The organism is Citrifermentans bremense R1, from assembly GCF_000426865.1.
In the GTDB taxonomy this organism is placed as follows: domain Bacteria; phylum Desulfobacterota; class Desulfuromonadia; order Geobacterales; family Geobacteraceae; genus Geomonas; species Geomonas bremensis.
Genome location: NZ_KE384581.1, coordinates 55,058 through 68,134, shown reverse-complemented (window position 1 = coordinate 68,134; position 13,077 = coordinate 55,058). Strand labels below are relative to the sequence as shown.

The following is a 13,077-nucleotide window of genomic DNA, read 5'->3' as shown; positions in this document are numbered from 1 at the left end:
GAACCAGTTCCACAATTCGATTTTTTTCCTGAGTCAATATAGCCATCGTAGTGCCTTATGGAGCCGGAAGAGTGGAACCCTCCCGCCTCCATCATTCCATCTGTGTTCGTCAAAACGTGTTTACTTCTTTATGGAGCTTCAGGCTTTGTGACAACTACCGTCACAGTAAGGGACATTGGCGGTCTTGCCGCAATTGCAGAGATAAACCTGTTTTCTTTCCTTAACCTCGAAAGCGATCGGTGCATGGTCGCTGCCGGTGTGGGCGCCATCGCAGAAAGGCATCTTGGCCGATTTGCCGCAAGTGCAACGGTAGTAGGTACCCGGATCCAACTCCAGGACTATCGGCTTGTTCGGGGTAATCGTTACTTCATTCATCTGATCTTCACCTTTTTGCATGTGTTTTGTACTGCCGGGGGGAAGGCTTTTCCCTTCCGGTCAGACTTTGTAACCTTGGACGCACCTGAAGGCGTTTTAGCGTCAAACAAATCAATGTTAAACTAAACGGGTAAAAAAATTTAGCTCCCTTCTACGTCATTTCCTCTCATACTTGCAGCTGTCTCCCTTCACGCATTCCTGCGTTCGGCGCAGTCGCCAGTGCCCTGAACCCCATGTGTCTGTGATCGTAATAACTGGCGAAGGAAAACGTGTGGTAGGTATCGAGCCAGCCGTGGTCGGCGTGACCCCGCTCACTTGCTCATGACCATTCTCCATTCCGCCTGCTGGTTGATTGAGAGCAGGGGAGCATTGCTTTATAGAAGTTCCTGAGCATCCGATAAGTGATACCCCAGATCGGCTTTGCGTTCTCCTCGAAATGATTTAGCGCTGGGAACCGCCTCATCCTGTCGTGCCACTTGTATTCCACGTACCAACGGTGCAGCGGGTTCGCCATCTCAGTGAGCGGCAGCCAGAATGCCTTGGTAACTTCATGAGAATCGGGTTGCAACTCGGGGGTGGAATTGACCGCATACACAAAACCGGAAACGACTATATCTAGTCCGGCAGGAGCAATGTCGCTGATTCGACCGAGGTACCGCGACCGGGAGAGCTCAATTCCAACTTCCTCCATAACCTCCCTTTCCGCTGCATCTCTGTGGGATTTGTCGCTACGTTCCACCTTCCCTCCCGGGAAACCGATGTGTCCGGACCAAGGATCGCTTTCAGTTTTGGATCGCTCGATAAACAGGACATTTACTCCCTCGTCGAGCTTTTCCTCAAGGATAATGGCGACCGCTGCATGGGCACGATCACGTGCTTCGATAACGTGAAATGGGTGCCGGTTCAGTGCATTTTCGATTTGCTGTAATTTCATCTTCTCCACTCTGCTGCCTCAATGGCTACGATGTTAATCCCTCGCTTCTTTTGCCGGAAAAAAGGCGAGAGTCGCAGACAGGGCAAAGGGAACGAAAAACATGGCGAAAAAAAGCCCCCAGAAGATCCCTGCATGAGTCAACACCGACCATTCAACCCAGGCGCTGTAGGTAAGCGCAGCAGCCAGCAATACACGACCGACCCACTTCAACATTTTTCTTTTCCTCTTTTGCTGTGCTGCATTCCCTCCTATCACCCTTTTTGGCAGCTTCCGTCGCAGTAAGGGGCGTTGGCGGTTTTACCACAATTGCATAGGTATACCTGCTGCTTTTCCTTGACCTCGAAGGCAAGGGGTTCACAGTCACCCCCTATGTGGGCGCCATTACAGAAAGGCGTGGTTGATTTGCCGCAGGTGCATCTGTAGTAGGTGCCGGGTTCCAGCTCAAGTACGATAGGTCCGTTACTCATTTTAGGTTTTCTCCTGTCTTCTGGGTTGGTTAGCCCTTCTTGATGAACTCGATGTCCAGTGTGATGGTCACTTCTTCTCCGACCGCAACGCCGCCGGTCTCGAGGGCAGAGTTCCAGACCAATCCGAAGTCTTTGCGGTTAATTTTTGTGGTCGCAGTCACCCCGCGGCGGATATTGCCCCAAGGGTCCTTGCTCTCTTTCGTCGGCCCCTCCACCAGGAGGACGACCTGTTTCGTTATGCCGTGCAGCGTTAACAGCCCTGTAACCTTGAGCTTGTCCTTGCCGGCCTTGGCCACTTTCTGCGAGACGAAGGCCATGGTGGGGTACTTGTTGACATCGAAGAAATCGGCGCTGCGCAGGTGCTCGTCACGTTTTGCGGAGTTGGTGTTGATCGAGGCGGTCTGGATGGTGACCTGTACGTTGGACTTGGTGATGTCCTTGTCGTTGAGGTCGAGGTTCCCGGCATGCTTGTCAAAGTTGCCTTTTACGTTGGAGACCATCATGTGTTTGACTTGGAAGCCGACGGTGGAGTGATCAGGGTCGATGCTCCAGGTTGAGGCGGAAGCCACAACCGGCAATGCCAGGGCGATGATGGCTGCGATAGATGTGATGATTCGTTTCATTGCGATTCTCCTTTGGTGTTGTTTGGTTAGCGATTCAGGTTGAAATTAAGTGGCTGAATGTTAAACTAATATTCTAAAAAAATTTCGGCTGGCGACAGCTCCTCGCAACTTGTTTACATTCAAAGTTCTCCTTTTGTCAGGTTTAGGGTAAAACGACTTAACGTCAAACTATGATTACGAAAAAACTTAGCTCTTATTTACCTTCTGTCTTTTAGATCTAGCATCCGACACAGGCGCCCAAGCTCTTCTTGCTCAGCTTTTTGAAGAAAGGTCATCTCTTCTACAATGGTCGCTAGAACGCGGGGAAAAACCTCTGAAATCAAGGAGCGCCCCTCATCAGTTTGGTATAGGTGCTTAACGCCGTTTTTTCGGTTTCCGTATATTTCTCATTGCGCATGAATTCGCTCGCCATCAAATGATTTAACATTAAGCTATATCATGTCGGGATTGTTGTCAACATTTTTTTATGCGAGTTGAATTTGTAGCAGGTTCGGAACAAAAAAGAAGGAATGGTAAGTCGCTAAAAATAAAACGAAATCAGCAAATTAGCTGTAACCGCGAAGGGCTGGATTTTTGTTTGCTCAAAGGCCGAACTGCGGCGGCGTGTCAAATACCAACGTTATTGAGCACCCCTGGAACCAACGGAATTGAGCAGTCTAGTCTTCAGTGGGCTCGGTGAATGATGAGAACGGTACGGGTGACTGAGGTCTGGTTTTGGCTCGGTACGACTCTCCTTTCATGACGATGTGATGGGCCTTGTGCGCAAGGCGATCGAGAGCTGAATTGGCCATCACCGGGTCCGGGAACAGGGGGAGCCAGTCGGCCGGAGTGCGATTCGAGGTCACGATGATGGAACCGCGCAGGTGCCTTTCGGCGACGATCTCGTAGAAGTCTTCGGCCTGGGTGAAGTTCATGGCCTTCAGCCCGAAGTCGTCGATGATCAGCAAGTCAGGGCAGAGATAGCGCCGCAATTCCTGATCCCAGCTGTTGTCGGCCCTGGCGGCGTGAAGCTCCCTGAAGAGCTTGGCGGCCTTGATGAACAGCACTGACCGCCCGGCCCGGCAGGCGTGGTGCCCGAGCGCCTGGGCGAGGTGGGTCTTGCCGGTGCCGGCGGGACCGTACAGGAGAACGTGCTCTTTCTTATCGATGAAGCTGCCGCAAGCCAGGTCGTGCACGGCCGCGGGGTTGAGCTGGGGCCGCGAGTTGAAGTCGAACTCTTCGAGGGTCTTGGGCTCCTCAAATGCGGCCCGTTGCAGTCTCAGCTTCAGGCTCTGAGAGTGGCGGCGCTGGATCTCGTCCTGGAAGATGAGTTGGAGAAACTCGACATAGCCAAGCTGCCCCTGACGTGCCTGATCGAGGCGAGCCTCCAGGGTTTCCAGGAGGCGGCCAAGCTTGAGAGCCTTGAACTGGGAGACTATCGCTGGAGAGATGTTCATCGTGCACCTCCAGCTACGAAGCTCTCAGCCGGATGGAGAAACGCCAGCGTCTGCTGAGACAGTTCGGTCGATACTGCTGGCTCTGCGGCAGGAGCCGGCACACCTCGTTCAAGCACCTGCTGAAGCCGCTTGAGCTCTATTGAGTCAAAAGCCAACAGATGTCGGCAAGCCTCGTTGAGCCTTGCTGCACCATACTTCTCGCCCAGCCTGAGCAGAGCCTGTCCCTTGCGCAGGTTCCTCAGAGCGTTGTCCGCAAGGATTGCCTCCATCATGGCGGAGACATCGGGCCCCAACTCTACCGCCTTGGCCCTGCAATGCGCCGGGTGGAAGAAGAGAAATGCCTTTGCCGGCGGCGGATAATCGTTCTGGTCGGTCTGCCAGGTTCCCTTGCGTGCCGCCCGAACATGGGTCTTGATCAGTTCCTCTTGGAAGTGGATCTCGACCAGGCGGAAGGTGGCTCTTACCCACACCGTCTTGCCCACGTAGCGAGTGGGCACTGAGTAGTAGCTCCGCTCGAAGACGATATGGTGGTCCGGGTGGACCTTGCACTCGGACCAAGTTGGGTTGGCGAATGCGGCCGTCGGCAAAGCCTTAAGGCAAGTGCGCTCATCGCGCTCAAAACGGGTAACTGGTGCCTCTTGGGTAGTGCCGTTGGGCACAGTCCCTACCTCTTCGAGACACCAGGTCAAAGCCGCGTCGTTGAGGTCGGCAAGCGAGTCGTACTCTCTTCCCGCTGCCAATTGCTGTCGTACCACCGGCATGGAGCGCTCCACCTTCCCTTTATGCTCGGGGGTGCGCACCTTTGCAGGATCTGCCACGAAGCCATAATGGCGCTCAAGCTCGGCATATGCCCTGTTGATGGTCGGATCGTACAGGTCCGGCCGTACCACTCCAGCCTTGAGGTTGTCCAAAAGCACCGTCTCCGGTACTCCGCCGAAGAACTCAAAGGCGCGGGTATGGCACTCAAGCCAGGAGGGAAGATCCTGGCGGGCAACGAAGCGGACGAAGCGATGGCGGCTATAGGACAGGGTCATGACGAAGGCCCAAAGCCAGACCAGGCCGTCGCCGATCCGCACTCTGACCTTTCCAAAATCAACCTGAGCCTGCCGACCAGGAGGGGTTTCCAAGCGCACGGTGTTCCGCGGCAGAACTGGTGCGACGTAGTCCCGTACAAACCGGTTTACGCTCTGGTAGCTGACTTTGAGTCCCTTACGACCTAACAGACGCCAGATTTGTTTTACGGTCATATCCGGCTCGTTTAGCCACTGCTTGATCTGCTCAGTCCACGGTTCCAGGTCGTCCCTGGCAGGCGATGGCGCGGCAGGGGCCTTGCGCAGCATGGACCGGACTACTTCAGCACGACGGGAGTCATCAGCGTCTTTAGTGAATCCCAGGTGCTGTGCACGTTTGAGATACGCTCGGACAGTCTGGCGACTTTGTCCGAGAGAGCGGGAGAGCTGAGAGAGGTTCTCTCCCTGCTGCCAGCGAAAAAGCAGCTCGTCTAGTTCAACCATAGGAATGGGCCTCCTTGCCATGGAACCTCCCTCAGAACAATAGATCTGAGGAGCATACTCCATGACGGCTGCGGCCCACCAAAAACTGAAACAGGGGGTGCTCAATTCCGTTGGCACTGCCCTGTCTTGACCTGCTCAATTCCGTTGGTTCAGGTGCTCAATTCGGTTGGCACTGCACCCTTGCCAACTGCTCAATTACCATGGTTCTCGACAGCGGCGAATGGTGATCAATGCTCTTATTTACTTTAGTACCGGTCGCCTCCTCCGCCGGACACCACGAAGGGGTAAATCCCTAAATGTGGATTTCTGTCTGCTTGAACCACCCTAATCCGTCCTACCTGTACGTCTAATGAAGGGGAATTGCAGGACTTGCGTGCTCTAATGAGCATATCGGCTACTTGATGCTCCCGCCCAAAGTGCGACAGCCCCCCTCACATCTGCGGTTCTCCATTCGGCTCCTCTTGTCTCCTCTGGGTTCCACTTATCCCTCTTACCCATTCATTCCATTCTGGGTAAAATCCACAAGAGGATCCAAATGGGATCAAGAAAAATTAGGTGGTTATGGTTCTGAAGGAAAGAGCTTTGAGCAACTAGAAGAAGCAAAAATCTTTGTTTGACATACTAGAGGACCCGAAAATTTTAAAAGCTTCGGAGACAACGGGGCAGGAGTGGCATCTGCACTTGTTAAAGTACATCAAGGTTGTTCTAAGGTAGGACCAGCAATTTAACGGGCCAGCGGCGGCACCGGCGAGTTAGCGTCCGCGTGATGCCGTGTGGTTATAGGGTTTATGAACTTCTCAAAGAATGCTGAGTAGCCAAATGTCCGCGCTGAGGTTGGGAGCATAATCGACCCTGAAATTCTCCCAAGTGGAAGCAAGCCCGCCAGCTATGGCCCAGAGTCATGCGCGGCCTTGTAGCGCTTGTGGGCGCAGAGCTTTTATTGAGTTCGTCAGGACATTGAGCGCAGAACAGAGGAACAGGCCCGCAATTATGGTTCCGACAATGATGTCCGGCCAACGCGATGTGAATAGAAAGCTGCCTCCGGCGGCGAACAATACTCCCACGTTGGCGACTAGGTCGTTTCGCGAGCACAGCCAGGTAGAACTCATGTTTAGGTTGTCGGACCTATGTCGGTAAAGCAGTAAGAAGCAAACTAGATTCGCGGCGAGTGCCAATACCCCGACAAATCCCATAGTCTCGGCGCCCGGAACGACGGGATGCACGATCTTGTGTATGGCCTCACCAATAACCCCCAGACCAAAGACAAACATGAATCCGCCTTTTGTTAGCGCAGCACCGGCTTGCCAGCGCGCTGAACGCTTAAGCACGAAGAGACTAAACGCGTACACCAGGGTATCTCCAAACATGTCAAGCGCATCGGCGAGAAGCGATGTTGAATGTGCTGCCACCCCGGCGAAGCCTTCCACTAGAAACATCAGCGCATTTACGATCAGCACGATCCAAAGAACCCTACCGTGGTTCTGGCGCATAGATGCTAGTTCACAACTTTTATCTTCACAACAGTTTGCCATTCGCTTCCTCCCCCTTACCTTTCCCGGTCGTTCTGCTTTGTATGCGGTCCCTCAGCGCTGGCCCTTAGCCACATTGTATTGACCATCCAACACCATGAAGCTACTATAGGGTCAAGGGTAAAATCAAAGAAAAAGGGGGGGGATGTATGTCCAACTGTTTGAAGATAGGTGAAGTGGCGAGGATGGTGACCTGCCGGATAGAAACCATCCGCTATTACGAGCAGCAGGGGCTACTACCCACACCAGGCCGTTCAGAGGGCAACTACCGCCTTTATGGCAGGGAGCATGTGGAGCGCTTGCGCTTTATCCGTCACTGCCGGTCGCTGGACATGACACTCGACAATGTCAAACTGCTGCTCAAGTTTCGGGATGCACCGGAGGAAAATTGCGGTCCAGTAGATGCTCTGCTCGACGAGCACATCGGGCACGTCGCTGACCGTATCGTCCAACTTAAATTACTGGAAGCGCAACTTCGAGACTTACGCGGTCAGTGCCTAAGTGCCAAGGCTTCGAAGGATTGCCGCATTCTGCAGGCCCTCTCTCCGGGAAAAGAGAGGTAGCTGCGACATAAACATCATCCGTAGGTCAAAAAGCGGCACACCCCGGAGGAGGACACAGGGTGTGCCGATAACAAACATCGCCGTACTGCAGCGACGGTAAAGCGTGACTCTAGGCAGTGGAGTTTTCCCAGTGGACAAATTAGGCCATCCATCAGAATCAGGCAGAACCGGGGGGGCCTGATTGCAAATCCTTCACTCTACTGCAAAGGTTTCCCGTTAAGCATCACCCTGAACCCTTCCAGCCCCTCACTGAACCTGGTGGCTCCGTAAAATCCCGGTCGCGGCTTCCCAGCTACCTCTCCGTAAATCGGTTCCAACACCAATTCACTGCTGATCCCTTCCGGTAACACTATTTGGTGCTCAACGGCGAAGCCATCATCAGGACTGGCTACCACAATCCTGTGCGCGCCTGCTTTAAGTCGGAAACCTTTTTTGAAGTGGTAACGTATCCCATTGCCGGCCTCTTCCATAAGAAGACGGGAATCGATATTCTCTTCGGAGAGGCTGCCCTGCAACTGGGTTGATTGGCCATCGATATTGATCAACAGCCGGTATTCGGGAGTGCCGTGAACGTCTTTTGCAGAGAAGGCGCCGGGTTTGTGGGTCTTGAATGATATGTACGTCATCATGTCCGCAAAACCGGCCGGAATAGATCCTCCTTTTGTTGTTTCCTGAAAAACATCTTTGCGAGAGCTTGTGCTTGACGCCTTTATTAACGCCGAACTGTTTGCGCAGCCACTTGTCACTGTCAAAGCTACCATCAGTACCAAAAGGTTAATTTTCTTCATGGTCCACTCCTTTGATAGAAAATAGCTTTAGATAGATCCAGCTTCAGCAACCTTAACACTTTCTTTTTCACCATCCGTGGCTTTAGCCTTGCCGAATACCGCGTACAGCACGGGGAGCACCAACAGAGTGAGCAGCGTCGAAGAGACGACGCCTCCAATAACCACGGTGGCGAGCGGTCTCTGCACCTCTGCGCCAATGCCAGTGTTGAGCGCCATCGGTATGAAACCGAAGCTGGCTACCAGCGCAGTCATCAGCACCGGCCGAAGACGCTGCTCGGCAGCCTTCTGGATCGCTTCTAGCAGCGGGACCCCCTTGGCGAGGAGGTCCCGCACCGCGGAGACCAGCACCATGTCTGCCAGAACAGAGACACCCGACAAGGCGACGAAACCAACTCCTGCGGAGATGCTGAAGGGGATATCCCGCAGCCAGAGAGCGACGATGCCGCCTACTGCCGCGAAGGGGACACCGGTGAAGACCCGGGCGGCATCCAAAACCCGGCCATAGGTGAAATAGAGCAGCGTGAAGATCAGTCCCAGTGCCACCGGCACCACGATCATGAGCCGCTTCTGGGCACGCTGCAGGTTCTCGAACTGTCCTCCGTAACGGACGTAGTAACCACTGGGCAACTTCACCTCTCGCTCTATGGCTTGCTGCACCTCGGCCACAAAGCTTCCCACGTCGCGGCCGCGCACGTTGGTCTGTACCACGACACGACGCTTGCCCCACTCCCGGCTGATGGTGGAGGGCCCTTCGGACGACTTTATCTTGGTCAACTGCGAGAGCGGGATGCGCTCCCCACCCTGGGCGGTCACCAGTATGCGTCCCAAGGCCTCCGGCTCCACCCGGTACTGGTCGGCGATACGCACGGCGATGGGGAAGCGCCGGTCACCCTCCTGCATCACCCCCACGTCACGACCACCCATGGCCTCGACTACCTCCAGGACTTCCCGGGCGGGGATCCCGTAACGCGCCGTGGCGTTGCGGTCGACCTCTATCTGCAGCAGGGGGGCGCCGGTGATCTGCTCGACGCTCACGTCGGCAGCTCCGGCAACCGCCTTGACCGCCTTTTCCACTTCCTTTGCCTTCGCCTTAAGGATCTCGAAATCATCGCCGAAGATCTTGATCCCCACGTCGGACCGTATCCCGGCAACCATCTCGTTCACCCGCATTTCGATGGGCTGGGTGAAGATCATCCGCATACCCGGCATCTTCTTCAGCTCCTTCTCCATGGCGGCGACCAGCTCCCCCTGGGTTTTCGCCTTTTTCCACCGATCCCGGGGCTTCAGGGTCAGAAAAATGTCGGAGAGCTCGACCCCCATGGGATCGGTGGCGATTTCGGCGCTTCCGGTGCGGGTCCAGATCCGCTCTATCTCGTCGGGGAACTTCTCCAGGAGCGCCTTCTCCAACTGGTTGCCGTAGCGCACCGACTCGTCCAGCGAGACACTGGCCAGACGCACCGTGTTGATGACAATGGAGCCCTCCAAAAGGCGCGGTACGAACTCGGAGCCCAGGCGTGTGGCGAGAAAGCCGGCGCCGGCCAGGCAGACCAGGGCGGTTGCAATCACCTTTTTGCGCTGGCGCAGGGCCAGGCTCAATACCGGCCGGTACACCTCCTTGAGCCGGCGTACCACATAAGGCTCCTTCTCCTCCTTTCTGCGCTTGAGGCCGAAGGTCGCCAGCACGGGCATCAGGGTGAGCGACATCGCCATGGAGCCCATCAGCGCGAAGATGACGGTAAGCGCCATGGGGCGGAACATCTTCCCCTCGATCCCCTCCAGGGCGAGGATCGGCAGGTAGACGATCATGATGATGAGTTCGCCGAACATGGTCGGCTTCCTCACCTCGATGGCCGCGTCGCGCACCACGTCGATAATGCTGCGCTCCTCGCCCTCCTCGGAGAGGCGGCGCACCGAGTTCTCGATCATGATGACCGAGCTGTCCACCACGAGGCCGAAGTCGATGGCCCCAAGACTCATCAGGCTGCCGGCGATGCCGAAACGAAGCATGAGGTCGAAGGCGAAGAGCATGGAGAGCGGAATGGCCAGGGCCACCATGAGCCCGGCGCGCAGGTTCCCCAGGAAGACAAAGATGACGGCCACGACCAGCAGTGCGCCTTCCAGCAGGTTCTTTTCCACCGTGTGCAGGACCTTGTTGACAAGGGAGGTCCGGTCGTAGGCTGTTGCTACCTGCACACCCTTGGGGAGCGTTTTCTTGACCTCTTCGAGACGTATCTTGAGCCTAGTGGTGACGTCGTGGCTGTTCTCGCCCATGAGCATGAAGCCAAGGCCCAGCACCGCCTCGCCCTTGCCGTCGGCCGTAACCGCGCCGCGGCGGATCTCGCGTCCCTCAACCACGCGGGCCACGTCTGCAACCCGGACCGGGACCCCCTCCTTGGCGGTGATGATGATCGATTCGATGTCCTGCAGTGAACCGACGATCCCTACCCCCTGCACCACGGTCGACTCGCCCGCACTGTCGACGGTGCCGCCTCCCACGTTGGCGTTGTTGCGCTCCACCGCCTCGATGAGTCGGTCCATGGTGAGCCCGCGCTTGCCCAACTCCCCAGGATCGACCATTATCTCGACGCGCCGCTCGTCTCCCCCCCAGGTATTCACCTCGGCCACTCCCGGCACCGAGCGCATCTGGGGCTTCACCACCCAGTCGTGCAGCGTGCGCAGTTCGGCCAGCGATTTGTCTTTGGCTGTCAGCAGGTAATGGAAAACCTCGCCCAGGCCTGTGGCAACCGGGCCTAGCTGCGGCTTCTCTATCCCCTCAGGCAGCGCCACTCCCTGCACCCGCTCCATAACCACCTGCCGCGAGCGGTAGATGTCGGTGCCGTCTTCGAAAATCACGGTCACCTGGGACATGCCGAACCTGGAGGCCGAACGCACCTCTTTCAGCTTGGGCAACCCGGAAATCGCCTGTTCAAGCGGCGCCGAAATCTGGCGCTCGATCTCGAGCGGGGAGAGAGCCGGCGCCACCGTGTTAACCTGTACCTGGACCGGCGTAGTGTCGGGAAAAGCGTCGAGCGGCAGCCGCAGGAAAGCGACAGCGCCAAGGACGGCTATGAAGCACCAGGCGAGAATGACTATAAGCCTGTGGTTGAGGGACCAACGGATAACCTTGTTCAGCATTACTCCCTCCTATTTTCTCTCCGCTTCAACTTCACAGCAGCCTGCACCGATGGAGTCCTTAAGCGTTTCCGTCTTGAGCAGGAAACTTCCGGCGACGACGATCTCTTCGCCCACCTCGACCCCGGAGGTAAGCTCCACCATGTTGCCGCCACTGCTCGACGCAACCTGCACGCGTCTGGCTTCGAACTCGTCCGGTTTCAGGCGGACAAAGGCAAGCTTCACGGACTTGGCCCGCTGTATGGCCCCCTGCGGCACGAGAGACGAGGTCCGTGTCCCTCCCACCGCAATCCGGGCTTGGCCGTACATGTTGGCCCGCAGCATACCGCCTGTGTTTGGGAGCCTGACGCGTGCCTTCGCTGTACGGGTCTGGGGATCGACGATGGGCGCGATGCTGGCGATGCTGCCGCGGAACTCTCGACCCGCCAAGGCATCGATGACGATGACCACCGGCATCCCTGTTTTCACGTTGCCCAGTTCCGCCTCGGGGATGGCCACCTCACCCCACATGGTTGAGGTATCCACGATCTCGAAGAGCGGCGTGTGGGAATCGACGTAGGCAGCCAGCGAGACGCTACGCTGGGTGACGATCCCGGAAAGCGGTGCCTTAACGCTGTAACGGCCGCCGCTGCCGGTAGCACCCACTCCGCGCAGTGATGCCTGCAGCGAATCCAATTCGGCACTCGCCTCGCGCATGGATTGCTGTGCGGCCTGCACCTCTTTGCTGGCAGAGATCCCCTTTTTTTCCAACTCCGCCTCGCGACGATAATTCAACTCCGCCGTCTGTACCCGGGAGCGAGCCGCAGCCAGCCTCGATTGATCGCCGCTTACCGCAGCACTTTCTATGACGGCGAGCGTGGCGCCCGCCGATACCCAGGCCCCGATCTCCCTTGAGACCTGCTTGACGACTCCGGGGGCACGGGCAGTCACCTGTGCCACCCTGGCGGCATCATAGGTGACCATGACCGGCGCCAGGATTTCAGCTCTCCCCCGGCCTGCTACGGCCCTGGTGGTCTCAATCCCGGCCAGGCGAGCCGTGTCCTTTCCCTTCAGGATTATCTTGGTCCCGTCCGCCGGTGCGTTGTCGGCCGACACGTCAACTGCCGGCTTGCCGCCGCGCTCCGGGAAGTGGATCGGGCATACCGACATCGGGAAGCCGTGCTCGGCGCACCAGTCGCCTTTGGCCTGAAAGATGGGGGCGAGCTTCGGGTTGCACTTGGTGCAAAGAGCCTCCAGCACGCCGTGCTCCTGGCAAAGCCCGGCCGCCTCACGGGTGGCCTTGAGATCGGAAGCCGCCTGTTTGGCGGCTGCAGGCGCCTTGGATTGGTCGCTCTTGCCGCAGCCCGAGGCCACGGCAAGAGCTGCCACGGTCACCAGTGTAAGAATCCGATGCATGTCACTTGCTCCCTTTGGGCGGGCGAACGATCTTCAGTTTCGGGTTGCACTTCTTGCACTGGGACTTGGGAAGTCCGTGCTTCTCGTCCCAGTCGCCGGTCGCCTTGAAGGCGGGAATGAGGGACTTGTCGCAACGGGTGTCCTGGGACTCGGGAACGCCGTGCTCGCCGCACCAGTCCTCGTAGGAACCGACCTTGGCGCCTTTGGCGCCGTGCGCGTCCTTTTTCGCGGACTCGGCCGCGAAGGCGGAAAAGGTGAGGGAAAAGAGCAGGGTGAGAGAGAGCAGAATGGAACGACGCATGATGTGACTCCTTTTGGTGT

Annotated in this window: 12 protein-coding genes; 1 reads left to right on the top strand and 11 read right to left on the bottom strand. The window is 56.8% G+C overall.

Going from position 1 to position 13,077, the window contains the following annotated elements; translation table 11 throughout:
- Nucleotides 1-138 precede the first annotated feature (138 nt).
- The 7 genes from K419_RS23360 to K419_RS0119190 all read right to left on the bottom strand — a co-directional run bounded on the left by K419_RS23360 (nt 139) and on the right by K419_RS0119190 (nt 6,881).
- Nucleotides 139-375, bottom strand: a complete 237-nt coding sequence (locus K419_RS23360) for a CDGSH iron-sulfur domain-containing protein (protein ID WP_084154293.1) — start codon at nt 373-375, stop codon at nt 139-141.
- Nucleotides 376-694: 319 nt separating this feature from the next.
- A complete protein-coding gene (locus tag K419_RS22515) occupies nt 695-1,309 on the bottom strand; it encodes an NUDIX hydrolase (protein WP_051293131.1) in 615 nt (204 codons plus the stop codon).
- A gap of 33 nt (nt 1,310-1,342) precedes the next feature.
- The gene (locus K419_RS0119215; protein WP_026842956.1) at nt 1,343-1,522 is read right to left on the bottom strand and encodes a hypothetical protein; all 180 of its coding nucleotides are present in this window, start codon (nt 1,520-1,522) and stop codon (nt 1,343-1,345) included.
- Between the two features lie 283 nt (nt 1,523-1,805).
- The gene (locus K419_RS0119210) at nt 1,806-2,399 is read right to left on the bottom strand and encodes a YceI family protein (protein ID WP_026842955.1); all 594 of its coding nucleotides are present in this window, start codon (nt 2,397-2,399) and stop codon (nt 1,806-1,808) included.
- 656 nt (nt 2,400-3,055) lie between these two features.
- Nucleotides 3,056-3,835 carry an IS21-like element helper ATPase IstB gene (gene istB / locus K419_RS0119205; protein WP_026842954.1) on the bottom strand — a complete coding sequence of 260 codons (780 nt, stop codon included), beginning with the start codon at nt 3,833-3,835 and terminating at the stop codon, nt 3,056-3,058.
- Nucleotides 3,832-5,349, bottom strand: a complete 1,518-nt coding sequence (gene istA, locus K419_RS22510; protein ID WP_051293129.1) for an IS21 family transposase — start codon at nt 5,347-5,349, stop codon at nt 3,832-3,834. Before istA ends, istB begins: the two co-directional genes overlap by 4 nt.
- Before the next feature lie 899 nt (nt 5,350-6,248).
- Entirely contained in the window at nt 6,249-6,881 is a 633-nt protein-coding gene (locus K419_RS0119190) for a cation diffusion facilitator family transporter (RefSeq protein WP_026842953.1), read from the bottom strand.
- Nucleotides 6,882-7,027: 146 nt separating this feature from the next.
- Between K419_RS0119190 and cadR the strand changes: the two genes are divergently transcribed.
- On the top strand, nt 7,028-7,441 hold the full coding sequence (cadR, locus tag K419_RS22505) for a Cd(II)/Pb(II)-responsive transcriptional regulator (RefSeq protein ID WP_035497632.1): 414 nt from the start codon (nt 7,028-7,030) through the stop codon (nt 7,439-7,441).
- A 197-nt stretch (nt 7,442-7,638) separates the two neighbouring features.
- Here cadR and K419_RS0119180 read toward each other — a convergent pair whose 3' ends face one another.
- The 4 genes from K419_RS0119180 to K419_RS0119165 are packed head-to-tail and all read right to left on the bottom strand — an operon-like array spanning nt 7,639 to nt 13,057.
- Nucleotides 7,639-8,229: a hypothetical protein gene (locus K419_RS0119180; RefSeq protein WP_026842952.1), complete on the bottom strand. Its 591-nt coding sequence runs from the start codon at nt 8,227-8,229 to the stop codon at nt 7,639-7,641.
- A 27-nt stretch (nt 8,230-8,256) separates the two neighbouring features.
- Entirely contained in the window at nt 8,257-11,364 is a 3,108-nt protein-coding gene (locus tag K419_RS0119175) for an efflux RND transporter permease subunit (RefSeq protein ID WP_026842951.1), read from the bottom strand.
- A 9-nt stretch (nt 11,365-11,373) separates the two neighbouring features.
- Complete coding sequence (locus tag K419_RS0119170) at nt 11,374-12,756, bottom strand: efflux RND transporter periplasmic adaptor subunit (RefSeq protein WP_026842950.1); 1,383 nt, start codon at nt 12,754-12,756, stop codon at nt 11,374-11,376.
- 1 nt (nt 12,757) lies between these two features.
- Nucleotides 12,758-13,057 (bottom strand): hypothetical protein, encoded by a 300-nt coding sequence (locus K419_RS0119165; RefSeq protein ID WP_026842949.1) that lies wholly within the window; start codon nt 13,055-13,057, stop codon nt 12,758-12,760.
- Nucleotides 13,058-13,077: the final 20 nt, after the last annotated feature.